The 23,849-nt window shown below is 61.4% G+C and carries 21 protein-coding genes; 7 read left to right on the plus strand and 14 right to left on the minus strand.

Translation table 11 applies throughout. From position 1 onward, the window contains the following. Positions 1-128 precede the first annotated feature (128 nt). Positions 129-1,772, plus strand: a complete 1,644-nt coding sequence (locus QOM08_RS17950; RefSeq protein ID WP_316911930.1) for a GMC family oxidoreductase — start codon at positions 129-131, stop codon at positions 1,770-1,772. Positions 1,773-1,979: 207 nt separating this feature from the next. After that, positions 1,980-3,602, plus strand: coding sequence for an MFS transporter (locus QOM08_RS17955; protein WP_047227800.1), 1,623 nt, complete (start codon positions 1,980-1,982; stop codon positions 3,600-3,602). Positions 3,603-3,644: 42 nt separating this feature from the next. Here the strand turns inward: QOM08_RS17955 and QOM08_RS17960 are convergent, their stop codons facing one another. The 4 genes from QOM08_RS17960 to QOM08_RS17975 form a co-directional block, all read right to left on the minus strand. Then, on the minus strand, positions 3,645-6,119 hold the full coding sequence (locus tag QOM08_RS17960; protein ID WP_316911931.1) for a TonB-dependent siderophore receptor: 2,475 nt from the start codon (positions 6,117-6,119) through the stop codon (positions 3,645-3,647). 101 nt (positions 6,120-6,220) lie between these two features. Next, entirely contained in the window at positions 6,221-7,180 is a 960-nt protein-coding gene (locus QOM08_RS17965) for a FecR domain-containing protein (RefSeq protein WP_316911932.1), read from the minus strand. Next, a complete protein-coding gene (locus QOM08_RS17970; RefSeq protein ID WP_047227797.1) occupies positions 7,177-7,698 on the minus strand; it encodes a sigma-70 family RNA polymerase sigma factor in 522 nt (173 codons plus the stop codon). The genes QOM08_RS17965 and QOM08_RS17970 overlap by 4 nt, the downstream gene beginning before the upstream one ends. 113 nt (positions 7,699-7,811) lie before the next feature. After that, complete coding sequence (locus QOM08_RS17975) at positions 7,812-8,219, minus strand: response regulator (protein WP_047227796.1); 408 nt, start codon at positions 8,217-8,219, stop codon at positions 7,812-7,814. A 241-nt stretch (positions 8,220-8,460) separates the two neighbouring features. On the opposite strand from QOM08_RS17975, the gene QOM08_RS17980 reads away from it, so the two are divergent. Continuing rightward, positions 8,461-10,407 (plus strand): DNA topoisomerase III, encoded by a 1,947-nt coding sequence (locus QOM08_RS17980; protein WP_316911933.1) that lies wholly within the window; start codon positions 8,461-8,463, stop codon positions 10,405-10,407. 649 nt (positions 10,408-11,056) lie between these two features. Then, complete coding sequence (locus QOM08_RS17985) at positions 11,057-11,386, plus strand: hypothetical protein (protein WP_047227794.1); 330 nt, start codon at positions 11,057-11,059, stop codon at positions 11,384-11,386. Between the two features lie 55 nt (positions 11,387-11,441). Here QOM08_RS17985 and glsB read toward each other — a convergent pair whose 3' ends face one another. Continuing rightward, on the minus strand, positions 11,442-12,350 hold the full coding sequence (gene glsB / locus QOM08_RS17990) for a glutaminase B (RefSeq protein WP_047227793.1): 909 nt from the start codon (positions 12,348-12,350) through the stop codon (positions 11,442-11,444). A gap of 279 nt (positions 12,351-12,629) precedes the next feature. Here glsB and QOM08_RS17995 point away from each other — a divergent pair, with 279 nt between their 5' ends. After that, the gene (locus QOM08_RS17995) at positions 12,630-12,824 is read left to right on the plus strand and encodes a hypothetical protein (protein ID WP_047227792.1); all 195 of its coding nucleotides are present in this window, start codon (positions 12,630-12,632) and stop codon (positions 12,822-12,824) included. A gap of 8 nt (positions 12,825-12,832) precedes the next feature. Here the strand turns inward: QOM08_RS17995 and QOM08_RS18000 are convergent, their stop codons facing one another. The 5 genes from QOM08_RS18000 to QOM08_RS18020 form a co-directional block, all read right to left on the minus strand. Then, complete coding sequence (locus QOM08_RS18000; protein ID WP_316911934.1) at positions 12,833-13,852, minus strand: hypothetical protein; 1,020 nt, start codon at positions 13,850-13,852, stop codon at positions 12,833-12,835. Positions 13,853-14,046: 194 nt separating this feature from the next. Then, positions 14,047-14,694 carry an amino acid ABC transporter permease gene (locus QOM08_RS18005; RefSeq protein ID WP_316911935.1) on the minus strand — a complete coding sequence of 216 codons (648 nt, stop codon included), beginning with the start codon at positions 14,692-14,694 and terminating at the stop codon, positions 14,047-14,049. Between the two features lies 1 nt (position 14,695). Then, positions 14,696-15,376, minus strand: a complete 681-nt coding sequence (locus QOM08_RS18010; protein WP_310662829.1) for an amino acid ABC transporter permease — start codon at positions 15,374-15,376, stop codon at positions 14,696-14,698. A gap of 3 nt (positions 15,377-15,379) precedes the next feature. Next, entirely contained in the window at positions 15,380-16,156 is a 777-nt protein-coding gene (locus QOM08_RS18015) for an amino acid ABC transporter ATP-binding protein (RefSeq protein ID WP_223194371.1), read from the minus strand. 54 nt (positions 16,157-16,210) lie between these two features. Beyond that, positions 16,211-17,176, minus strand: a complete 966-nt coding sequence (locus QOM08_RS18020; RefSeq protein ID WP_188251041.1) for a substrate-binding periplasmic protein — start codon at positions 17,174-17,176, stop codon at positions 16,211-16,213. A gap of 294 nt (positions 17,177-17,470) precedes the next feature. Between QOM08_RS18020 and QOM08_RS18025 the strand changes: the two genes are divergently transcribed. Next, on the plus strand, positions 17,471-18,889 hold the full coding sequence (locus tag QOM08_RS18025) for a PLP-dependent aminotransferase family protein (protein WP_316911936.1): 1,419 nt from the start codon (positions 17,471-17,473) through the stop codon (positions 18,887-18,889). Positions 18,890-18,895: 6 nt separating this feature from the next. Further along, positions 18,896-20,140 carry an NAD(P)/FAD-dependent oxidoreductase gene (locus QOM08_RS18030; RefSeq protein WP_188251039.1) on the plus strand — a complete coding sequence of 415 codons (1,245 nt, stop codon included), beginning with the start codon at positions 18,896-18,898 and terminating at the stop codon, positions 20,138-20,140. A gap of 74 nt (positions 20,141-20,214) precedes the next feature. Here the strand turns inward: QOM08_RS18030 and QOM08_RS18035 are convergent, their stop codons facing one another. The 4 genes from QOM08_RS18035 to QOM08_RS18050 all read right to left on the minus strand — a co-directional run bounded on the left by QOM08_RS18035 (position 20,215) and on the right by QOM08_RS18050 (position 23,629). Further along, the gene (locus QOM08_RS18035; protein WP_316911937.1) at positions 20,215-21,621 is read right to left on the minus strand and encodes a saccharopine dehydrogenase C-terminal domain-containing protein; all 1,407 of its coding nucleotides are present in this window, start codon (positions 21,619-21,621) and stop codon (positions 20,215-20,217) included. A gap of 126 nt (positions 21,622-21,747) precedes the next feature. Further along, on the minus strand, positions 21,748-22,548 hold the full coding sequence (locus QOM08_RS18040; RefSeq protein ID WP_316911938.1) for a DUF3618 domain-containing protein: 801 nt from the start codon (positions 22,546-22,548) through the stop codon (positions 21,748-21,750). After that, positions 22,545-22,976, minus strand: coding sequence for a phage holin family protein (locus tag QOM08_RS18045; protein ID WP_076384020.1), 432 nt, complete (start codon positions 22,974-22,976; stop codon positions 22,545-22,547). Before QOM08_RS18045 ends, QOM08_RS18040 begins: the two co-directional genes overlap by 4 nt. Beyond that, positions 22,973-23,629: a hypothetical protein gene (locus QOM08_RS18050; RefSeq protein ID WP_316911939.1), complete on the minus strand. Its 657-nt coding sequence runs from the start codon at positions 23,627-23,629 to the stop codon at positions 22,973-22,975. The genes QOM08_RS18045 and QOM08_RS18050 overlap by 4 nt, the downstream gene beginning before the upstream one ends. Positions 23,630-23,849 lie beyond the last annotated feature (220 nt).

Here is a 23,849-nt window from a genome sequence, read left to right on the forward strand (position 1 = left end):
GGCCATCCTTGAACACGCCTGAAGGCAGGACTGTTTAAAAACGCACAGCGGTTGCGCAAAAACTAACATTCTTTTGACGAAACCTAACAACTAGGATGCATCCCACAAGAACAAAAATGAGGTCGCGAATGCAACCTGTCGTCGATGAATACGATTACGTGATCGTGGGCGCCGGCCCTGCCGGATGCCTGCTGGCCAACCGGCTTAGCGCCAACGCGCAGCACCGGGTGTTGTTGCTTGAAGCGGGCGGGCGCGACAACTATCCGTGGATTCACATCCCGGTCGGCTACCTGTTCTGCATCGGCAACCCGCGCACCGACTGGTGCTTCAAGACCGAGGCGCAAGCGGGTTTGCAAGGGCGCGCACTGAGTTACCCACGGGGCAAGGTGCTGGGTGGCTGCTCCTCCATCAACGGCATGATCTACATGCGCGGCCAGGCCGCGGATTACGATAGCTGGGCCGCCGAGGGCAACCCTGGCTGGGCCTGGAAAGACGTGCTGCCGTTGTTCAGACAGAGCGAAAACCACTTTGCCGGAGACTCCGAGCTCCATGGCGCCGCCGGGGAATGGCGGGTCGAACGCCAGCGCCTGTCATGGCCGATTCTCGATGCGTTTCGCACCGCCGCCGAGCAGAGCGGTATCCCCAGCGTCGACGACTTCAACGGCGGCGACAACGAAGGCTGCGGCTATTTCCAGGTCAACCAGAAAGCCGGGGTGCGCTGGAACGCGGCCAAGGCCTTCCTCAAACCGGTTCGCCAGCGCCCCAACCTCACGGTAATGACCGATGTCGAAGTCGACCGCGTGCTGTTGCGTGACAACCGGGCCCACGCCGTCAGCGCCCGTTGGCAAGGCAAAAGCATGACGTTCAAGGCGCGCAAGGAAATCGTGCTGTGCGCCGGAGCCGTCGGCTCGCCGGGTATTTTGCAGCGCTCGGGAATCGGTCCGCGCAACCTGTTGCAACGCCTGGGCATTGGCGTGGTTCATGAGCTGCCCGGCGTGGGCGGCAACTTGCAGGACCACTTGCAACTGCGGCTGATCTACCAGTTGGAAAACGCCCGTACCCTGAACCAGATCGCCGGCACTTTATGGGGCAAGATGGGCATGGGGCTGCGCTACCTCTATGATCGCAGCGGCCCGCTGTCCATGGCCCCCAGCCAACTCGGCGCGTTCGCCCGCTCGGGGCCGGAACAGACCTCGGCCAACCTCGAATACCACGTACAGCCCTTGTCGCTGGAACGCTTTGGCGAACCACTGCACAGTTTCCCGGCGTTCACTGCGTCGGTCTGTGACCTGCGTCCGCAAAGCCGCGGCCGGGTGGACATTCGCTCGGCCGACCCGCACGAGGCACCGCTGATCCAGCCCAACTACCTGAGCCATCCCGAAGACTTGCGGGTCGCCGCCGACGCCATCCGCCTGACCCGACGCATCGTCGCCGCCCCGGCGTTGAGCGCCTTCAAGCCGGTGGAATACCTGCCGGGACCAAGCCTGCAAACCGAGGAAGAACTGCACCAGGCCGCCGCCCGTATAGGCACGACGATTTTCCACCCGGTGGGCACCTGCCGCATGGGCCAGGACCGCGACGCGGTGGTGGATGCGCAACTGCGGGTTCACGGCATCAACGGCCTGCGCATCGCCGACGCCTCGATCATGCCGCGCATCACCTCGGGCAACACCTGCTCGCCCACGCTGATGATTGCCGAGAAGGCGGCGCAGATGATCCTCGAGGCGGACATCCGCAGCACCACGCCCCAAAAGGAACCTGCCACGGTCTGAAGAACAACAGAATCCCCCTGTGGGAGCGAGCCTGCTCGCGAAGGCGGTGTATCAGCTCACGATGATGTCGACCGGCATACCGCTTTCGCGAGCAGGCTCGCTCCCACAAGGAGAACCCTTTGAATTCAAGGTATGCAGCAAAACAGGAGACGCTGTACCGGCGTCGACAGTGGAACAACAAAAACAATCACTGTGAGGGATACCCAAATGTCTGAACATGTTCAGTCCCTGGAAGCCACGCGCAGCGCCGGCACCAGCCAGGAAACCCAGAAAGTCATCTTCGCCTCGTCCTTGGGGACGGTGTTCGAGTGGTATGACTTTTTCCTCTATGGCGCCCTGGCGGCGGTGATCAGCAAGCAGTTCTTTGCCGGGGTCAACGACACCACGGCATTCATCTTCGCCCTGATGGCATTCGCCGCCGGTTTCATCGTGCGGCCTTTCGGCGCACTGGTGTTCGGACGGCTGGGAGACATGATCGGACGCAAATACACCTTCCTGGCCACCATCGTACTCATGGGCCTGGCGACGTTCTGCGTCGGCCTGTTGCCCAACTACGCCAGCATCGGCATTGCCGCGCCCATCATCCTCGTGGTGCTGCGCATGCTCCAGGGCCTGGCCTTGGGCGGTGAGTACGGCGGTGCTGCCACCTACGTCGCCGAACACGCGCCGATGGGCAAGCGCGGTTTCCACACCAGCTGGATTCAGTCCACCGCCACCCTCGGGCTGCTGCTCTCGCTGCTGGTGGTACTGGGCTGTCGTTATTTCACGGGCGATCAGTTCGAAGTCTGGGGCTGGCGCATTCCATTTTTGCTGTCGATCGTGTTGCTGGGCATCTCCACCTGGATTCGCCTGAGCCTGCATGAATCGCCGTCCTTCTTGAAAATGAAAGAAGAAGGCAAGTGCTGCAAGGCGCCGATCCGCGAATCCTTTGGCAAATGGGAAAATCTCAAGGTGGTGCTGATCGCGCTGTTCAGCATCAACGCCGGGCAAGCGGTGACCTTCTACGCCGCGCAGTTCTATGTGCTGTTTTTCCTCACCCAGTTCCTGAAGATGGATCCGGCCCTGGCCAACAGCCTGCTGATCGTCAGCGTGGTCATCGGCGCACCGTTCTTCATCTTTTTTGGCTGGCTGTCGGACAAGGTCGGGCGCAAACCGGTACTGATGATTGGCCTGTTGCTGGCGACGGCGTTGTACTTTCCGATCTTCAAGACACTGGCCCACTACGCCAACCCGGCCATTGACCTGGCGAGCCGTCAGGCACCAATCACCGTGATCGCCGATCCGGCCACGTGCACCTTCCAGTTCGACCCGGTGGGCAAGGCGCGCTTTGACAGCCCATGCGACAAGGTCAAGACCTTCCTGGTCAAGCAAGGCCTGCCCTACAGCAGTGTCGCGGCGCCGGCCGGCAGTGATGTGCAGGTCAGCGTCGGTGATGTGAAGCTTGAAGGCTACGACGAAGCCGCCCTGCGCGGCGCGGTGACCCTGGCGGGCTACCCACAACAGGCCGATGCCCAGCAGATCAACCGGCCGATGATCGTGGCACTGATCGTGGCGCTGATCATCATTTCAGCCATGTGCTACGGCCCACTGGCGGCGCTGATGGTCGAACTGTTTCCCACTCGGATCCGCTACACCTCCATGTCCCTGCCCTACCACATCGGCAACGGCTGGTTCGGCGGTTTCCTGCCCACCGTGTCGTTTGCCCTGGTGGTCTACACCGGGGACATTTTCTACGGGCTGTGGTACCCGGTGATGATCACCGGGGTGAGCCTGGTGGTGGGCATGATTTGCCTGCGGGAAACCCGGAACGTGGACCTGGATAAAAACTGAGGGCAAAACCGTGGCGAGGGCGTTTGTTCCCTCGCCAGCGGATCAGAAGTGCGCCTTCAGGGTCATGGTGAAGTTGCGCGGCTCACCGTAATAGTTACCGAAACTCTCGGTCCCGATGGTGCTGTAGTAGCGCTTGTCGAACAGGTTGTTGCCGTTGAGGGCCAGCGACCAGGTGTCATCGATGCGGTAGCCGACGCGACCATTCCACACGGCATAACCGGCCTGGGTGATCTTCTCCCCCGTCGCCGGCGATACCCGGAAATTGTCGCTTTGGGCATTGACCCCCGCACCGACGCTGAACCGTTCGAACGCCCCACCCAGGGCATAATCGCCCCACAGACGCAGCACATGACGCGGCACATAGCTGTTGAACGAGCCGCCGTTGAGGCTGGTATCAATGTCGTTCAGGGTCTTGGTCTGGGTGTAGGTGTAACCGGCAAGCAGTTGCAGGCGCTCGATGACTTCACCGCTGATCTCGGCTTCGAAACCCTGGGCGCAAACCTTGCCGGCGTTCTCGTAGCAGTAACCGTCCGAGGACGCACAGCTTGAGTTGTAGTCGGTCTGGGCCTGGTCTTTCTGCAACGTGCGGAACAGGTTGAAGGCGCTGTTCAGGCGTCCCTCGAACCATTCGCCCTTGATCCCCAGCTCATAGCTTTCACCCACCAGGGGCTTGAGTGCCGAACCGCTTTCGGAACGGTAGTTGCCTTGGGGCGTGAAAATGTCCGAGTAACTGGCGTAGGCCGTCAGGTGTTCGTTGAGGTCCAGCAACACAGCGGCAAACGGGGTGACCTGGCCTGTCTCCGTGCTCTTGGCGTGTTCCGAACCGCCGGTGAGGAACACCGAGTCGGTCTTGGAGTTGTACCAACTCACCCGGCTGCCCACGACAAACGTCAACGGGTCCGCCAGTTTCAGGCGCAGGGTCGAATACAGGCCTTGTTGCCGGGTGACGGTTTTCACCGGGCCACCGCGCGTTGAGTTCTCGATGAAGTAACTGTCATCCGGTTCCGGAATGTGTCGATCCGGATCGAATACGTTCTGTTGCTGCGGCAGGAAGGCGACCGAGAAAAAATCGTCCTTGTCCGAACGGCTGGCGTTGAAGCCGACGATCAACTCATGCTGCTGCCCGAGGGCGTCGAACTTGCCGTCCAGATAGGCGTCGAGGCCGTAATCGACCTGGTCATAGTCGTACATGCTGCCCAGCACATTGGTGGTCGAGACACCCGGCGTCACCGAGCCGGATGCAAAGGCGTATTTGATGTCCTGGGTGTTTTTCGTATAGACACCGGCCACCTTCACGGCCCAGTCGTCATTGAGTTGATGCTTGAGATCGCTGAACACCGTGGTCCGCTGGCTACGCCAAGTGTTCCACGACGGATCCAGGCAAGAGCGACTGAGTTTCAAATCGCTGCCATCCCTGTAGCGCGGCTGCCCGCCCCAGCAAGGACTCGCATCGACGTCCTCATAGGCCAGGCCCAGGCCGAGGGTGGTGTCGGGCGTCAGGTCGAAGTCCAGGGCACCGTAGTAAATCTGGTCCTTGCGCCGAGCATCGTCGTAGAAATAATGCCGGCTCTGTTCGGCGATCACCGCCCTGCCCCGCAGGGTGCCGGAATCATTCAGCGGGCCACCGGTATCGACCTGCCCGCGGTAGTTGTCCCAGGTGCCACCCGAGAGGCTGAGTTCGGTCTGGGCCGTGGCCTGGCCGCGTTTACGGACGAAATTGACGCCACCGGACGTGCCGCCGGCGCCCTTCATCATCCCGGCGGCACCGCGCAGGACTTCGACCCGATCGTAATACGCCATGTCACTGCTGAAACTGTCGGCCTGGACATAGCTGTTGCCCATGTCCAGCGGAACACCGTCGTATTGATACTGACCGGACATCCGGAACCCACGGGAGTAGAAATATTTGCCGCCCATGGTCGAGTCGTAGACGGTAATGCCGGGCGTTTTTTCCATCACTTGATCGATGGTGTTCAGGTTCTGGTCATCGAGCATCTTGCGAGTGATCACTGTCACCGACTGCGGCGTCTCGCGCAGGGAGTGCTCGCCTTTGCCGATCGTGACCGCCCCCGTCGTGTAGGAGCCACTGTTCTCGGTGGTCGCTCCGAGCATCTGCGCCTCGATGGTGGTTGCTCCCAGTTGCATGGCCGAACCGTTGGCCGGCACGGGGCGCAGCACGTACGTGCCGTTGGCCTGGCGGTCGGCTTGCAGGCCGCTACCGCCAAGAATGCGGGCAAACCCATCGCCCACGCCGAACGAACCTCTCAGGCCGGGCGATTGCAGGCCCTGGAGTTGCCGGGCATCAAACGAAATGGCGACACCGGCGGCGCTGGAGAACCGGGTCAGAACATCCACCAGGCTGCCCGCCCCGATATCGTAGGCCTGCACCGAACGCTGCTGCGCCGAGGCACCTGGAGCCGGACTGGCATTCACGACCCCGACGCTGCCGGTCACGGCTGCCAGCAAGCCGATTTTCACTGCAAACACCAGACGACCTGGCGCGCTTACCCAAGACATGCTTCCCCTCCCCCAAACGGTCGATAAAAACTCACTGAGGAAGAGCCGAACGATGGAGATAAAAAGTGCAGGACAGTGTTCTTTTTTATCGCGCCACCACGTCAGCGCTGATCGCCGCTCGATACCCGGACCCAAAATCGGCTGTAGCGGGTCACCCGTAACGAAAAGCCACTCTCCAGCGCCGCCAGGGCGAGATCGGTGTTATCGACGGGAAACACGCCGGAAACCTTCAAGTCGGCAATGGCCGGATCACAACGCAACACGCCGTTGCGGTAACGCGACAGTTCATCCAGCAGCGCCGCCAGAGGACGGTCAATGGCGATGATGCTTCCCTTCTGCCAGGCACCGACCGACACATCGTTGCCGCGCAGCGTACCCAGCGACCGGTCATTGAAATCCAGGCGCTGGCCGGCTTCGACGCGCATCCTCGAGCCAATCGTCGGGAGACTCACCTCGACCGCTTTTTCAAGCACCGCCACCTCACCGCCCCGCGCCTGGCCTCGGACGATAAAACGCGTGCCCAGCGCAAGCACTTCGACATGACCGGTGATGACCTTGAAAGGCCGCTGCAAGGGATCGATCGCCGTCGTGACGAGGATCTCCCCCCACAACAGCTCCAGTAGCCGCTGGCGCCCATCGAAACGAACATTGACCGAGGTGTGGGTGTTGAGCAGCACGGTGCTGCCGTCCGCCAGCTGAAACTCGCGGCGCTCGCCCACTGCGGTGCGGTAATCGCAAAGCAGGTTCTGCGTAGCCTGGCTGCGCCAGCCCAACCAACCCAGGCCGCTGGCGGACGTCAGTAACAAGACGCTGCGCAATACCTGGCGACGGGATCGATTGTGGCGTTCACTCAAGGTCGGTGCCGCCAGGGCGCCCGGCACACTCGCCATCTGTTCAGCCACCGCTGTCATTCGTTGCCAGGCCTGGCTATGCAGCGGGTCTGCGCTCAGCCAGGCATTCCACCCGGCTCGATCCGCGTCGGTCGTGATGCCGGAGTGAAGCCGGGCGTACCACTGCGCCGCCACACGGATGGCTTGCAACTCTTCGGCTGGCAGGTTCATGAAAGTTGCAATTGAATCTGCATCAGGCAGCAATGTTCCATGGCCTTGGCCATGTGGTTATTCACCGTACGTACGCTGACGCCCAGGCGCTCGGCAATTTGCGGGTAAGTCAGGCCGTCGAACTGCGACAGGATGAACGCCTGCCTGACACGCGGCCCCAACCCCAGCAGCAAGCGGTCGATCTCCATCAGGGCCTGGAGCAGGATGGCCTGTTCTTCCAGCGACGGGTGCTGCTCTTGCGGCATGGCGGCCAAGGCTTCGAGGTAGGACTGTTCCAACGAACGGCGGCGAAACAGATCGATCAACAGCCCCTTGGCGATCATCGACAGGTACGGTCGCGGCTCACGAATATCCAACGCGGAGCGAGCCTTGATGACGCGCACGAAGGTATCCTGGGTCAGGTCCGCGGCATCGAAAGCATTGCCCAAACGCTTGCGCAGCCAGCCTTGGAGCCAACTGTGATGATCACTGTACAGAACGTCGACGGCACTGCGTAAGGACAGATCGTTGGCGGGCATGGCAATGGAATAATTCGCGACTGATAATGACTCGCATTGTCATGGAGCGCATCGCCGCTTGCAACCCAAACATGCACAGTCCCAGGCCTGCCACCTCACCCTCTTGGCATTGCTCAATGCACAGAGTGATTTTTCACCGTGCTCTCCACCAGATCCAGCATCTGCCCCAGCGCCCAGGGCTTGGCGATGAACGAGGCGTGATGCTTGATCCCGGCGCTTTCCGGGGTTTCGAAACCGGACATGATCAACAAGGGTATCTGTGGCCACCGGTCGCCGGTCAAATTGGCCAGGTCCGCGCCGTTCAGTTTGCCGGGCATGGTGATATCGGTGAGTAACAAGTCCACATCGTCAGCGCTCTGCTTGAGGAATTCCAGCGCCGCGTCGGCGCTTTCCCGGGGCTCCACGGCAAAGCCCTCATCTTGCAGGATCTCACACAGGAACTCCAGAATGGTCTGATCATCTTCAACGACGAGAATCAAACGCGCGGCCGCCTGTCCGTTGCCCTTTGGCATCGAATTCATGTAAGTGACTCTCCTTGACCCCATAAACGTTCTTTGCGGTTTCAACCGCTCTGCAAGTTATGAGCGATGCCCTTGCGAGAAATTCATTCTGCGTGCAAATACACCGCCAAACGTTGCGATAACCGCCCTGGAGCAACGCATCGCAACGCTTTATCTGTATATCCATACAGATAAAACTTGCTCCGACGCCCATCCATGACCATGCTACAGCCCCATGAAATCTGCTTAGGAAAAGGGCGCTATGCAGCTGTACCTGTGTGAAAAACCGTCCCAGGCCAAAGACATCGCTGCCGTGCTTGGTGCCACGCGCCGCGGTGACGGTTGCTGGCTGGGCGCGAACATCACAGTCACCTGGTGCATCGGCCATCTGCTGGAGACCGCCCCGCCCGACGCCTACGATGCCCGCTACAAGCGCTGGGTACTGGCAGACCTGCCTATCGTGCCGACGCAGTGGAAAATGACGGTCAAGCCGAAAACCGCGGGCCAGTACAAGGCGGTCAAGCGCCTGTTGGGGGAAGCCAAGACGCTGGTCATCGCCACCGACGCCGACCGTGAAGGCGAAATGATTGCCCGGGAACTGGTGGAGCATTGCCGCTACCGTGGACCGATCCAGCGTCTGTGGCTGTCGGCCCTGGACGAAGCGTCGATCCGCAAGGCCCTGGCCGCACTCAAGCCGGGCGCCGAAACCTTCAACCTCTACCATTCGGCCCTCGGCCGCTCCCGGGCCGACTGGCTGATCGGCATGAACATGAGCCGCCTGTTCACGCTGCTGGGGCGTCAGTCCGGTTATCAGGGCGTGCTGCCGGTGGGCCGCGTGCAGACCCCCACCCTGCGCCTGGTGGTGGATCGCGACCGCAGCATTGCGGATTTCGTACCGGTCGCCTATTGGGCCATCGACGTGCAACTGCGCCACGACGGCACTGTGTTCACCGCCCAGTGGCGCGCCGACCCGGATGCCTGCGACGATCAGGAACGTTGTTTGAACCAGGCCCTCGCCCAGGACGCCGCCCAAGCCATGGGCAACGCTGCCACCGCCCGGGTGATGAAAGTGCGCACCGAGCGCTTGCGCGAAGCGGCGCCGTTGCCGTTCGACCTGGGCACCCTGCAGGAAGTCTGCTCGAAGAAACTCGGCCTCGGCGCCCAGGAAACCCTGGACATTGCCCAGTCGCTCTATGAGACCTACAAGCTCATTACCTATCCGCGCAGCGATTGCGGTTTCCTGCCTTTGAGCCAGCACAGCGAAGCTGCGGCCATCCTCGCCGCCCTCGCCCAGGCCGACCCGGGTCTGGCGCCGCTGCGCGAGCACTTGCAGCCCCAACGCAAATCCCGGGCCTGGAACGACGCCAAGGTCAGCGCCCACCACGGCATCATCCCTACCGCTGCGGCGAAGAACCTCGACAAGCTCGCCGGCAAGCAGCGGGCCGTCTATACGCTGATACGGGCGCGGTATCTGGCGCAGTTCCTGCCCAACCACGAATACGACCGGACCCAGGCCGACTTCGACTGCGCCGCCCAGGCATTGCGGGCCGTTGGCAAGCAAATCGTCGAACCCGGCTGGAAACGCGCCCTGCCCGAAGCGCTGGCTCCGGCACGAGGCCGTGAAGCACCGGCACCACAAACCTTGCCGGCCCTGGTCGAAGGTCGCGACTGCGCCGTGGACGAGGTCAAACTCAAGGACCTGTGGACCCAGCCCCCCAAACCGTTCACCGAGGGCGACCTGATCAAGGCGTTGAAGAACGTTGCCCGGCTGGTGGAGGATCCGCTGCTCAAGCAAAAGCTCAAGGACACCACCGGCATCGGCACCGAAGCGACCCGGGCCTCGATCATCCAGGGCCTGCTCGACCGGGGTTACCTGGTGAAAAACGGCAAGGCCCTGTCCGCCACACCGGCGGCCTTCAGCCTGATCGATGCGGTGCCCCGCGCCATCGCCGATCCAGGCACTACCGCCATCTGGGAGCAGGCGCTGGACATGGTGCAAAGCGGAGAGATGAGCCTGGAAGAGTTCGTGACCCGCCAGGCCGCCTGGATGAGCAAACACATCGCCCGCTGCCAGGGCATGAGCCTGACCATCAACGGCCCGGCCAGCCCTGCCGGCCGAGGGGCCACCCCATGGAAAAGCAAACGCAAGCCGGCCAAGCGCAAGGCCAGCGGTACACCTCGCAAGGCGAGCAAAGCCAAGACGACCTGATAAATACATGTTCGACGCGTCGCCCTGTGGGAGCGAGCCTGCTCGCGATAGCGTTATGTTAGTCACCATGGATACCGACTGATACACCGCCATCGCGAGCAGGCTCGCTCCCACAGGGATATCTGCCCTGATCCAGAATTTTCATAACAAAACCATTTTGTCCGACAATATGTAGTGACCAAAAATAATCACTACAAAACCGTTGACGCCTCCGATTTGGCCTTGCATGATGCAGACGTCTCCCCGATCGGGAGTACAGGTAAATGCTTGAGCAAGCTCGTCTGACCGCCGAGCTGTTTTTTGGATAAGGGACTGCCCACAAGGCAGATTGAAGGTGCTGACCTGGCATGACCGTCCGGTGACAAGGACGAGAAACGTCGGCGACGATCCTCATGACGCGCGTGGTCGACCCTCGAAAGTTGACAATGCCTGAAGGTTCTTCGCTGTTTCTCTTCGTTGTAGCGCATTTGCGTAGCAGCCCTTCGATAACACTACACAACCGATGCACGACCCCGTCGAAGTCAGACGGCCGGGTGCTGACGGCCTGGTTTCGGTGCTAGCCATGCAGCACTGGACAGGCACTTACCGAAAGAAGCGAAGTTTTTGCGAACCACCAGACAGATCAACCAAATGGTCAAGGGGCTTACACATGAATCTGAATAATCAACCATCTATTGATGAACTGGCTCGCATGTTCGCAGCACACAAAGACACCCTGGACAGCCATATCCTGTGGATCAGCAAGAATGGCCAGGTCCATATGGACTGCCTGTCGCCGTTCACCCAGGAAGACGAATTCGAGAAGAATCAGCAGGACCTGTGTGCCCGGTTGAAGATGTACCGTCGTGGCCAGGGCTACGTCGGCAAGAAGGCCGCGGCCGACAAAGACTTCATGGGTCGCGTGCTGCAAACGCTGACCCAGGCGTGGCAGTCGATGCAGAACACCTCTGAAGTTCGGGTCATCGACCGCCTCTGCTGATCGCGCTTAAAACAAAGGGCCCGTTCCTGATTGGAATGGGCCCTTTTTTTGGGCGTTAGAACACCGACCAGCCGATTCGTTGGCTGAGCAATTCCAGCGCCGCCATGCCTGCTAGGGAATTGCCCGCGACATTGAGTTCCGGCGACCAGACGCACACCGTGAAACGCCCCGGCACCACGGCAACAATCCCGCCGCCCACCCCGCTCTTGCCCGGCAGGCCAACGCGATAGGCAAAATTGCCGGCTTCATCGTACAGCCCGCTGGTGGCCATGATGGAGTTGACCTGCTGGGTCTGGCGGGCGCTCAGGATCTGTTCGCCACTGTGCTTGCAGAAGCCGTCGTTGGCCAGGAAGCAGAACGCCCGGGCCAGATCGATGCAGCTCATGCGCAACGCGCAGTGACTGAAATAGCTGCGCAGCACCGCTTCCACGTCGTTATGAAAATTACCGAAGGACTGCATCAGGTAGGCCATCGCCGCATTGCGGGCGCGGTGCTGGTATTCCGACTCAGCGACCTTGCCGTCCACCATGACTTGTGGATTGCCCGACAGGCGCCGTACGAAATCACGCATCGAAAGCGCTGGCGCGGCAAAACGCGACTGATTGATGTCGCAGATCACCAAGGCGCCGGCGTTGATGAACGGGTTGCGCGGCCGACCGCGTTCAAATTCCAGCTGCACCAGAGAATTGAAGGGCTGGCCGGAGGGCTCATGGCCCAAACGCTCCCAGATTGCCTCGCCGGAATGGCCGATGGCCTGCACCAGGCTGAAAACCTTGGAAATACTCTGCACCGAAAACGGCGTTTCAGCGTCACCTGAGCAATACATTTCGCCATCGTTGCCGTAGACGGCAATGCCCAACTGGTTGGCCGCAACGGTGCCAAGGGCGGGAATGTAGTCGGCCACCTTGCCCTGACCGATCAGGGGGCGAACCGCATCGAGGATCTCGTTCAACAATGCTTGCATATGCGCATGGGTCCAATCATTCCCCGTTCGAGTGCGGGGATACAGACGCTAGACGCTGATGGGTGCGATCAGAGCACACTCAATAGACCAGCAACATCTGTTGCGAGGCGATCCGTGGGAGCAAAGCTTGCTCGCGATCAAGCTCACGCGGTCTGTCTGTAACCGAATCGCCTGCTTCGCGGGCAAGCCTTGCTCCCACAGAATTCAAGAGATTTCATGGGCGCTTGTCATCCAATCGAGCGGTCTATAGTTGAAGGGATAAATCGGCAGGAGACATCGATGCGACAGATCATGCAGAAGGAACCCTGGTGGGCCTCGCCCCCCAGACCCGGTCAAGATGAAAGTGAGCTGGAATGGGGCTGGCTGGTGATCTACAGCGAAGGAGAGCCGCGCTTCGAATTCATCAAGGAGCGGCCCTCGGACGAACAGATCCGTCATCGCAAGGGTTGCCGCGTCACCCTCGGGGCAGAATGAACCGTCCGTCACGGTTTGATGGCTGGCAAATCCACCGCGCGATTGGCCAGGTCCGCCGCCACCAGGCTGCCTTCGATTTCCTCGGCCAGGTAGTACACCGGTGCCATCACCCCGCTGAGGGGATGCTTGAGCGACTGGAACCAGGCTTCGTCGAACGCTGCGCTGAGGCTCTTGCGGATTTGAGTCTCCATTTCCGGGCGCTCGCCCTCATGAATGATCGCGCGAATCCCCGCCACGCCAACTGAAATCAACGCCCCCGCCGCTTTCCCGGCCACGGCTGCCGCCGCACCGGCCGCACCTCGCGTGGCGAATTGCGCTTCGATTTTTTCACTGGTGCGTTGTGCCACCGTGGCGATCACCGCATCCGATGGCCCCGAACCTGTGACGGCGGCTTTGTTGACGTGGTCGATCAGCGCGGCGTACGCCGGCAATGTATTGAGGGGCTCGGTATGCGCCATCTCATACAACGAGGCGTTACGCGCCGCTGGCGGCCCCAGGCTGATGGCAGGAATGCCGTGCAGGCGCCGACTCATCAGCTCCGGCGGGATTTGGTGCTGGCGAGCAATCACTTGGACCTGTTGATTGAGCAGGCGCACGTAGTAGCCCGTCGCGTTGGCCCTGATCGCCTCGGGGTCGATTTCCACCGCCACAGGTGCCAGCACCTGCTCGCGGTACTGCTCTTGCAGATAAACCGCCAGACGTCTGGCCGCGGAGTCCTCTTCGCCTTCGGCACTGGCGGCATACCAACTGACCTTCACCGCCAGCCATTCCTGGGTCCAGTAGCTGCTGAACCAGGGGATGAATTGAATCTCGGTCCGTTCATACACGAGCCGGCGCCAATGCTCCATCGAGCCGCGCGCGTAGAGCCCGGCCTGTTCGATAGCGCTTTTCGACGCGGCGACGATCTGCCGGTCAACCTGCCGCCAGGTGTCCTGGGAAACCGCCACGGTGGCGACCTGCTGCTCGCGCGGCGACGTGGCGCACCCCGCCAGAACCAACAAAACGGCCAGCATCAGTGAACGCAGCACGATTGCGCCATCCCGAGGTCAAGTCATCCACGGGGTTGAGTATAGGTCGCGAGGAACACGGGCCTGGAGGAAAAACACAAACCAATGTGGGAGCGAGCCTGCTCGCGAAAGCGGTGTATCAGCAACAGGGATATCGACTGATACGCCGCCATCGCGAGCAGGCTCGCTCCCACAAGGATCTGCGTGAAGGGTGATCAGTATTTACGCCGCCGCTCCAACCTGCGCACAACCATCGACAGCGGATAACACATGGCAAAATACATCGCCCCCACCAACACGTAGGTCTCCAGCGGCATGAAATACACAGAACTCAGATCCTGCGCCCGTAGCATCAGGTCCGGCGCGGCGATCAGCGAGGCCACGGAGGTATCCTTGAGCAAGGAGATCGCCACATTGCCAATGGGCGCCAGCACAATGCGAATCGCCTGGGGCAACACGACCCAACGCAGCACCTGAAGCCGCGGCATGCCGATGGCCTTCGCCGCCTCGACCTGGCCCTTGGGCACAGCCTCCAGGCCCGAGCGATAGATCTCCGACAGGTACGCCGCTGCATTGAGCCCCAAGCCGATCATCGCCGCCTGGAACGAGCTGAACTGCACGCCTACCGCCGTCAGGCTGAAATAAACGATAAACAGCTGCACCAACGCCGGCGTCCCACGAAAGATCTCGATGTAGAACAGTGCGCATCGGCGCAACGCCCTTGAGCCGGACAATCGCGCCAAAGCCACCAGCAAACCGACCGCCAGGCCGATCACCAGCGCGCCAAAGGCCAGCCGCAACGTGGCCCAGGCCGCTTGCAGCAATTCGACGTGGGTGGCTTCCCACAACTCGCCATAGCCCATCTCAGCGCTCCTTGATCACAGTGAGGCGCCGCTCGGTGCGCGCCGCCCAGTGGGACAGCACCAGGCTCAACACCAGGTAAATGATGGCCAGCAGGAAATAAATCAGGTTGGTCTGGTAGGTCTCGCTCACCAGCATCTTGGCCTTGAACGTCAGCTCCGGCACGGCAGCGGCCGAAGCCAGCGAGGTGTCCTTGAGCAGGCCGATGGCGAAGTTCGCCATGCCTGGAATCGAGACTTTCAAGGCCTGGGGCAACACGATCATGCGCATCGCCAGGGCCCGGGTCATGCCGATGGAGAACGCCGCTTCGCTTTGCCCGCGATCAACGTTGAGGATGCTGGAACGGAACACCTCCGAGAGCATCGCTGCCCCATTGAGACCGAACCCGATGATCGCCGCACCGATGGCCGGCAAGGTGATGCCGATGTACGTCAGGCCGAAATAGAGGATGAAGAGCTGGGTCAGGATCGGGATATTGCGGAACACCTCCAGATAAACGCTGGCCACCCACTGCAGGACTCGGTTGCGCGACAGGCGCATCAACGCCAGGCCGAACCCCAGCAGCGCCGCGACGATAAAGGACGCTGCCGTCAGGCCCAGGGTGGTCAGTGCGCCGATGCCCAGCACTTCGAGAAAATAAGGCAGCAGGTCGAGGGACTTGCTCAGCTCGCTTGAATCGAACATCGATCAATGCTCCTGAACAGCGCTGATAAAGGCGCGCGTACGCTCCACCTGGCTTTCCCGGAATATCTGGCGGGGCGGTCCCTGCTCGACGATATTGCCGTCGGCCATGAAAATCACCTGATCGGACACGCTTTCGGCAAAGCGCATTTCGTGGGTCACGATGATCATGGTCATGCCCTCCTCGGCCAGCTTGCGCATCACCGTCAACACTTCACCCACCAGCTCCGGGTCGAGCGCCGAAGTGGCCTCGTCGAACAGCATCAGCTTGGGGCGCATCGCCAGGGCGCGGGCGATGGCGATGCGTTGTTGCTGGCCGCCGGAGAGCTGGTCCGGGTAAGCGTCGCGCTTGGCAAACATGCCGACCTTGTTCAACAGGTCCTCGGCCAGTTCCACCGCTTCCTGGCGGTTGCGTTGCTGTACCTTCAACGGCCCGAGGATGATGTTGTCCAGCACGCTGAGGTGCGGGAACAGATTGAAACGCTGGAACACCATGCCGATGTTGGCGCGCATCCGGGCCAGGTCCCTGTCACCCATGGGCACCGTGCGTTCACCCACTTTGCGCTGGCCAATCAGCGCATTGTCGATGTAGATGCTGCCCCGGGTCGGTTCTTCCAGGTAGTTGATACAGCGCAACAGCGTGGTCTTGCCCGAACCGCTGGGCCCGATCAGAGAGATTTTCTGCCCCTGTTGCACCTGCAGGTCGATGCCTTTCAAGACGTCCAGCCGGCCGAAGGACTTGTGAAGACCCTCGACCCGCACCAGTGGATGAGATTCAGCCATGAGCAATGTCCGCAAGTAGATGACACAAAACGTGAGCGCAGCCGCCAAGGTGTATCAGGCAAAAACCTGGCTGAAATCCCGAGGCGTGTGCTTGAACGGGCCGATGAGGTTGCCCTGTTCGTCGCGGTCCACGCCGACGCGCTGGTCCTTGGGCAGCGGCACCAGATAGTCGGGATTCTTGATGCCATACCGGGCCAGGACCGGGCCGATCTGACCGGTGTCGCGCAACCAGCGCAGCCCTTGGTTCACGCCATCGAACAGGTCCTGATTCTGCGGATGAATACCCCAGATCGCCTCGAACTTGGCGGTCAGGCTGGGGAATTTTTCATCGTAGGCCATGGGCACTTGCTTGAGCTTGAGGCTGGGGTCCTGCAGGATCATGTAGTCGATGGTGGGGGCGTCGAGCACGGCAAAATCCAGCCGTCCGGCGCGCACGTCGCGCAGGCAGGCGTCGGTGTTGTCGTAGAGCTTCACCTCTTTCACGCCATCGATTCGCTTCATATCGGGGATGGTGAAATAACCGGTGTTGCTGCCCACCGTGCGGCCCTTCATGTCATTGACACTGATGCTGCTCTGGAACGGCTCGCTGTCACGCATGATCACGTACGCGCCGGTGTAGAACACCGCGTCGGTGAGCAGCAGGATCTTGGAACGCATCGGGTTCCAGGCGAAGTTGCCGCCGAACCAGTCGGCGCGCCCCGAACGCACGGCTTCGATCACTGCCGGGAAGCCCATGGTGAGCACGTCGAGCTTGAGTTCAAGACGGTCGGCGATGATCTTCAGCAACTCCAGGTCAGTGCCCACCGGCACACCGTCGCGCAGAGCCCCCAAGGGCATGTCCCCCAGGCAGGCGGCGGTCAGGTAGCCGGGGCGAATGGTCTTGATCGGTTGCCCGGCCGCGAAGGCGAACGGCACCGGCCCCAGGGCCGAACCGGCAATGGCAGCGAGTGAACCGTAGCCAGCGACTTTGAGCACCGAACGCCGGGAAATACCAGGGACATCGAATTTGGAATCGGACATAGCTTCACCTATTGGCAACTGATTGTTTTTGACCGGTACAAGCCATACACACTCAACCACGACCTTGCTCTGTCCCTGAGCCCCTCCCTGCCTCGACGTCCATGCAGCGCTGGTGCAGATCAACGGTTTGAAGAATGGATCATCCACTTGTCATGCTTAGTTGCATGACAAGCATTACAATTCACACACTAATCACGCTATTTTGGCTTGTCAATGGCCTTTTTATCGGATAAAAAGCATGACAAGTCAGCTTTAAGGCGCACAACAAAGCATGACAACCAGGATTAAGGGCCCATGAGTCAATTTGAAAAACTGCTGAAGGAACTGAAAAACCACGCCAGCCTGCATCGGGAAAAGTCCGAGACGCTGTACGCGCAACTGGCCGACTCGCTGACCCATGCAATCCTTCACGGTCAGTTGAAACCGGGTGATCGGCTGCCACCCCATCGTGAATTCGCCAGCGCCTTGGGGGTGAACATCACCACGGTGACCCGAGCCATGGCGGTGCTGCAGCAAAAGGGCCTGGTGGAAAGCCGGCCCGGCCGCGGCACGCAAGTGGCGCAAGGCCGTCATCCGGCGGCGCAGTTCCAGTCCGCTCCCAGCAACGATCCCGGCACCGCCGACTTGAGCGTCAACCGCCCTGCCACGGACGGCTACAACCGGGTACTCTCCCAGTTGTTGCCGCGCCTGGCCGACGACCCGCGCTTTGTCGACATGAAGGATTACCATCCCAGCGAGGGACCGCTCTGGGCCCGGCAGGCCATTGCGCAATGGTTGCAGCACACCGGCGTCCAGGCCCAGGCTGAACACATACTGATCGCCGAGGGCGCGCAACACGGCATTGCCCACACCCTGCGCAGCCTCACCAGCAGTGGCGACACGGTGCTGGCCGACAACATCACCTACCAGGGCATTAACGGGTTGTGCCGTACCCTCGGCCTGAATCTGTTGGGGGTCGATGCCGATGAGCGAGGCATGTGTCCCGAAGCCTTGCGCCAGGCCTGCGCCGAGCATCAGCCGCGGTTGCTGTTTCTGATACCGTCGATTCACAACCCCACGGCAATCACCCTCGACGCCGAGCGTCGCGAAGCCCTGGCGGCCGTCATCCGCCAGACCGATGTGCTGGTGATCGAGGATGATGTCTACAGGCCGTTGCTGGAGCAGTCGCCCCTGCCCTTCGCTGCCTTGCTGCCCGAACAAACGATTTATATCAGCGCCTTGTCCAAATGCATCGCCCCCGGCTTGCGCATGGGCTTTGTCATGGCCCCGCCTGCGCTGCTGCAAGGCATCGCGGCCATGCAACGCATCGACTGCTGGAGCAACTCGCCGCTGACCGCGCTGATCGCCACACGACTGATCGAGGAAGGCCTGGCCGAGCAACTGGTCTCGGAACAGCGCGAAGAACTGCGCATTCGCCAGGCCTTGCTGGCCACGCATCTGCAAGGCCTGGCGTTTCAGCACAGCGCCACCGGCACCCACGCCTGGCTGCTGCTGCCCGAACCCTGGAACAGCTCACGCTTCGCCCGCCTCTGCCAGGAGCAGGGCGTGGTGCTGCTGCCGGGCGGGGCATTTACCCTCAGCCCGGAACTGTCACCACAAGCGGTGCGCATCAACATCTCGGCGGCATTGTCCCGTGAGCAACTGGTCAAGGCCCTGACCGTGATCAGCCAATTGGCGCGCCAGGGTCACCTTCACATGCACAACCGGATCTGAGCCCTGATGACACAGCCCATTCATTGCGAAATCGCCGTTATCGGTGCCGGTGTGGTTGGCGTGGCCACGGCGCTCTGGTTACGCCGCCAGGGTTATCGAGTGGTGGTGCTGGAGCGCGACGGCATTGCCGCCGGCGCCTCGTATGGCAACGCCGGGACGTTGGCGCCGTACGGGGTGATGCCAATCGCCCAGCCTGCGTTGCTGCGAGCCATTCCATCCCTGCTGTTTTCCAGTGATTCGCCCTTCGTAATCAACTGGGCCCGACTGCCGCGCCTGATGCCGTGGCTGCTGCGCTTTCTCAATGAATGTCGGGTCTCGCGCTGCACCGCAAACACCCAGGCGCTGGCGACGATCCTGCAACGTACTTACAGCGGGTATGAGCCATTGCTGGCTGACACGCCGCTCGCCAGGCAAGGCTTGCAGCACCGGGGCTGCCTGTATACCTACGGCACCCGTCAAGGGTTCGCCGCCGCGCAAGCTGCCATCGAACTGCGGCGTTCGCTGGGCATTGCCCAGCAGGTGTTGAGCGTCGCTGAAATCGAACAACTCGAACCGGCGCTGGCGGGCCAGTCAGTGGCCGGGCTCTTGTTTCCCGAATCATCCCACATGGACGATCCGAAGCGGTTTATCGAAACTCTGGCCGCGCCGCTGGTGGCCGAGGGAGCGCTGCGCAAGGCGACGATTACCGGAATAAAACGCAAAGCCAACGGGCTTCATCTGCACAGCGCCGAGGGCCAGCACTACCAGGCCGACCGGGTGGTACTGTGCGCTGGGGCCTGGTCCGGTGCACTGGCGGCACAGATGGGCGATCGCATTCCACTGGACACCGAACGGGGCTATCACATCGAATTCGATCTACCAGACACCCTGCTCAATCGCCCTTGCTGCCCGGTGGAAAGTGCTTTCTACATGACGCCCATGGCCGGACGCCTGCGCGTAGCCGGCACGGTGGAACTGGGTTCGATCCACGACCCGGCCAATCCTCGCCGCTTCGATTATCTGGAGCAGCATGTGCGCCGCGTGCTTGGCCTTAAGGAACCGGTTGCCCGCCGCTGGCTGGGTTTTCGTCCATCGCTACCCGACTCGCTGCCAGTCATCGGTCCCTCACCACACGAGCCCCGACTGATCTACGCCTTCGGCCATCAACACCTGGGCCTGACCCTTGCCGGAGCGACCGGACAACTGGTCACCGAGTGCATCGCCGGCACCGCCCCCGACTGGCTCGAGCGGTTTTCCGTGCAACGCTTCTGAAGCCTGCCGTTTTGTGTAGCGAGGACGATGCCGATTTTGTGCTTAGGCGGCTGCGTTCGCGGTTGGCGGCTCGCTCAAAACCGCGTGAAATGCTCGAACTGCCAATCATCCGCCGCCCCGTCCAGGGAACACGTGTGCACCGCGCCGGTCGGTCTCCAGTCGGTCTGCTTGCCCACCAAGGTACCGAGGTAAGGCCTGGCCACTTCCAGCACACGTTCGTAGTCCATGTGCTCTGGCTCGACGATGCCGCGATCCGGGTTTTCCACCGCCCAGACAATCCCCGACAAAACCCCCGCCGCCACTTGCAAACTGGTGGCATTGTTGAAGGGCAAGAGCGCCCGGGCTTCATCGATGGTCAATACCGAGCCGAACCAGTAGGCATTGAGTTCATGCCCCATCAGCAAGACGCCCAGCGCATCGGCTCCGATGCTGTCGATTTCTCCATTGAGAATCCGTTGCTGCTGTTGGCTCTGCCAGCCTCGACCGATCAACTCATGGATCGACAGCAAGGCATCGTTGCACGGGTGATAGGCGTAATGCAGTGTGGGGCGATAGATCAGTTTCTGCTGGTCCTTGAGTGTTAGCAGATCCGCTGTAGAGGCGGTTTCGTGATGGGTGATCATCAGCCCCAGGCACGGCCCGCCCAACGGTGTCCAGGTCTTGACCGGCACAGTGGCGCTCGGGCGCTCGAGGTAGATGGCATTGCGACTGCCGAAGCGGTGGCGCCTGGCAGACGTTGGCCAGGTGCGCTCGTGGGTGCCCCAGCCCAACTCGGCCGGTTGGTGGCCCTCGCTGATCAAGCCTTCCACCGACCACGTATTGACGAACTCATCGTCCTGCTTGAGGCGGCTGGAGCGCTGAGTGTCGCGCTCGGCAAAATGAATCACCTTGATGCCTGTTTCCATGCACAGCTTGGCCCAGTCCACGCCTTCGCGGTTCTGTGGCAAGCGATGGTTCAATTGCACGGCCAGTTCCACCAGGCCAGCCTTGAGCAGATGAGTGATCAAACCGGGGTTGGCGCCATGGGCCACGACGGCGGTCGGGCCATTGCCCAGTTTTTTGCGCAGGCCCAGCATCTGGTAGCGCAACGCGTAATTGGTGCGATGCGATAAATCCAATGAAGGGTCATCGTAGCCACCGGCCCAAGGCTCAATGCAGGTATCCAGGTACAGCGCGCCCTTGCCGAAGGCATAAGTCATCAGGGCCAGCGAACTGACTTCCACCGACAGGTTGACGACGAAGTCGCCGGGTTTGATGAAGCGGTCCAGAGTCTGCGTGAAGGTGTGTTCAGTCAGCGCTTTGCGGACAAAGCAAATCCCCCGCTCCTTGAACCAGATATTTTTCTCGATCACGGGCGCAATGACCGTGATCTGATTGACCGGGACGTGATCCTGCCGCAACAGCAGCGGCAGCGTGGCCCGGGTAATGGAGCCAAACCCAATGAAGATCAGATGGCCCGAAAACCTGACCCGGTGCTTCATGTGCAGTCTCCCCGGAACGTTGACGATGGAGCCATGAAATACCGGTCACCGGACTTTGGCTACTGTCAGGCTCGACAGGCACCCGGCGCAGGCGTTAGTGGCCCTGCGCCGCGGACCGCGCTCAACTTAAGACGTGCCCAGCCCCTCAGACAGGTCCGTACCGGAACGCGCCTGAGCGCGCGGTGAAGCCTCGTCACGATGCTCGGTGGTCTTGCTCACGCTATCGCGCACCGTTGCATACCCCTCGCGTGCCGCTTGCCTGGCCTTGTCGGCCAGATCGGCGCTGGTCTTGCCCATCACCCGCTGCTCAGTGGCAGTACTGGGCAGTGCGGCGCCGAGCATGGCGCCCAGCGCGATTCCCGCGGCCGCCATCATCAACGGTTGCTCCTTGAGCAGACGGCTGAATTGATCACCCAGGTCCTGCGAGCCATGGGCCACGCGCTCACCCGTCTCGTGAGCTTTGCTCCGGGCATGGCTGGCGCTGGCGCCCAAACCGTCGGCCAGATGCGAAGCCTTGTCCTTGAGATGATGAAACCCGTCGCGCAACGAGTCGGTGGTGCTGTGCAGATGCTCCTTGGCACGGTCCAGGCCACCGGCAAGCCCTTCGCTCCAGCCGCTGGCATCCTGGTCCGGCCCGACGCGATAACCGACCCGTGGCGGACGGTTCTGACCCAGCATCAGCCAGCACAGCCCCACGGTGGTCAGCACGGTGGGCACCGGGTTGTTGCGCACGGTGGTGCCCAGGTTGCCAAAAAACTGCGACCCGTTGCCTTTGGCCAGGGTCAGCGCCTGGTCGAGCATCTGCCCCGGCGTGAACTTGCTGCCCAGGGCATCGACGATATGGCTGATGTGGGCCCGTTGCTCGTCGATCTCGCGCTCGATGGTTTCCGGGCTCTTCTGGGATTCGGTTGTGAATTCATCCTTCATGAGACTTTCCTCCGCAGGGCTTCCTGGTCTTTGTTCAACGCATCGAGCGTTCGCTCAGGCTTGAAGTGGGACGGTTCGAATTGCTTCTTGCCCGACTGCACCATGATGAAACCAATGATCATGACCACTGCGCCGACGATCAACGCCGCGAGCCAGGGCTGCATGATCGTGCTCAAGCCATAGACCACCGCCATCAGCAAGATGATAAAACCGGCCAGCAGCACCATCGCGCCACCGGCTACCCCGGCGATACCCGCTTTCAAAGTGTTCAGGCTCGCTTGGAATTCGGCCTTGGCCAGCGCCAGCTCCTTGGTAAAGAGCGATGGGACTTCATGGGTCAATTGCTTTAACAGCCCCATCACTGACGCATCGTTATCGGGCACCGACGTCCCGACGGGACGCTGAATATCTGGGTCTGGTCGGTTCATTGCAATTCTCCTCGGGTATTGGCCGAACCGGGCAACGAGCCGGTAGTGGCATCACTGGGCTGGTCCTGGGTGCCGGACGCAGCGGGAGTGCTGGCGGTGGCGTGGCCGCCGGCAGAATTGACGCCCGGTGCGATAGGATCCGGGTTCGGATCAAAGGGTCCACGGGCGGCAAATCCTCCGCTTGGCGGGCTTGAGTGGCCGGCGGCGGGGTTGACTACTTCGGCCGGGACAGGCGAGCTGCCGGCCTTCAGAAACCGCGACAGACCAAACCCCACCGCTACGCTGCCGACCAGGAACAGACCCGGGTTTTCCCGAGCCAGTCGAGAACCATCGTGCAGCAATTGCTCGGCGCTCATGTGGCGTAATTTGCTGGACAGGCCGCTCATCGAATCGGCCATGTCTGCCAAATAGTGGGACAGGCCCAGGGTGTCGTTGGCTTCGATCTCCGATACGGCTGACTTGGCACCACGCGCCAGTGCATCGATCTGATCCGCTGCCGTATCGCGGTATTGGCCGAAATGCGCATCGGCCTGCTCACGAGCGCTGCCTATGGCCTCGCTCACGTCCTCCTTGATGTGGTTCAGGTGATCCTCGGGTCGGGCCTGGCCCGACGTGCCGTTTTCTCGCTCGGGGTTGTTGTCCGGGATAGTCATGTCTGCCCATCGCCTCCGTGATGAATACTCGATACCGGGAAGCCCCGAGGGGTGCCCGACTACGTGCCTCTCAGTACAGATGACGGAGCAGGTTGAGGCGTAGTTCAAACGAGTTTCACTGCGGGACGCCGTGCGGTATCACAGGCCGCTGGTTTGTCTGCGGGCACAAAAAAATCGGGCGCTGGCGCATTCGCCAGGCCCGATTTCGATCCTGCTGATA

The sequence above is a fragment of the Pseudomonas sp. P105 genome (genome assembly GCF_032614175.1).
Lineage (GTDB): Bacteria > Pseudomonadota > Gammaproteobacteria > Pseudomonadales > Pseudomonadaceae > Aquipseudomonas > Aquipseudomonas rhizophila.

Coding starts and splice junctions, on each gene's coding strand:
- QOM08_RS17950 (WP_316911930.1), top strand. CDS start 129: ATGCAACCTGTCGTCGATGAATACGATTACGTGATCGTGGGCGCCGGC.
- QOM08_RS17955 (WP_047227800.1), top strand. CDS start 1,980: ATGTCTGAACATGTTCAGTCCCTGGAAGCCACGCGCAGCGCCGGCACC.
- QOM08_RS17960 (WP_316911931.1), bottom strand. CDS start 6,119: ATGTCTTGGGTAAGCGCGCCAGGTCGTCTGGTGTTTGCAGTGAAAATC.
- QOM08_RS17965 (WP_316911932.1), bottom strand. CDS start 7,180: ATGAACCTGCCAGCCGAAGAGTTGCAAGCCATCCGTGTGGCGGCGCAG.
- QOM08_RS17970 (WP_047227797.1), bottom strand. CDS start 7,698: ATGCCCGCCAACGATCTGTCCTTACGCAGTGCCGTCGACGTTCTGTAC.
- QOM08_RS17975 (WP_047227796.1), bottom strand. CDS start 8,219: ATGAATTCGATGCCAAAGGGCAACGGACAGGCGGCCGCGCGTTTGATT.
- QOM08_RS17980 (WP_316911933.1), top strand. CDS start 8,461: ATGCAGCTGTACCTGTGTGAAAAACCGTCCCAGGCCAAAGACATCGCT.
- QOM08_RS17985 (WP_047227794.1), top strand. CDS start 11,057: ATGAATCTGAATAATCAACCATCTATTGATGAACTGGCTCGCATGTTC.
- glsB (WP_047227793.1), bottom strand. CDS start 12,350: ATGCAAGCATTGTTGAACGAGATCCTCGATGCGGTTCGCCCCCTGATC.
- QOM08_RS17995 (WP_047227792.1), top strand. CDS start 12,630: ATGCGACAGATCATGCAGAAGGAACCCTGGTGGGCCTCGCCCCCCAGA.
- QOM08_RS18005 (WP_316911935.1), bottom strand. CDS start 14,694: ATGGGCTATGGCGAGTTGTGGGAAGCCACCCACGTCGAATTGCTGCAA.
- QOM08_RS18010 (WP_310662829.1), bottom strand. CDS start 15,376: ATGTTCGATTCAAGCGAGCTGAGCAAGTCCCTCGACCTGCTGCCTTAT.
- QOM08_RS18015 (WP_223194371.1), bottom strand. CDS start 16,156: ATGGCTGAATCTCATCCACTGGTGCGGGTCGAGGGTCTTCACAAGTCC.
- QOM08_RS18020 (WP_188251041.1), bottom strand. CDS start 17,176: ATGTCCGATTCCAAATTCGATGTCCCTGGTATTTCCCGGCGTTCGGTG.
- QOM08_RS18025 (WP_316911936.1), top strand. CDS start 17,471: ATGAGTCAATTTGAAAAACTGCTGAAGGAACTGAAAAACCACGCCAGC.
- QOM08_RS18030 (WP_188251039.1), top strand. CDS start 18,896: ATGACACAGCCCATTCATTGCGAAATCGCCGTTATCGGTGCCGGTGTG.
- QOM08_RS18035 (WP_316911937.1), bottom strand. CDS start 21,621: ATGAAGCACCGGGTCAGGTTTTCGGGCCATCTGATCTTCATTGGGTTT.
- QOM08_RS18040 (WP_316911938.1), bottom strand. CDS start 22,548: ATGAAGGATGAATTCACAACCGAATCCCAGAAGAGCCCGGAAACCATC.
- QOM08_RS18045 (WP_076384020.1), bottom strand. CDS start 22,976: ATGAACCGACCAGACCCAGATATTCAGCGTCCCGTCGGGACGTCGGTG.
- QOM08_RS18050 (WP_316911939.1), bottom strand. CDS start 23,629: ATGACTATCCCGGACAACAACCCCGAGCGAGAAAACGGCACGTCGGGC.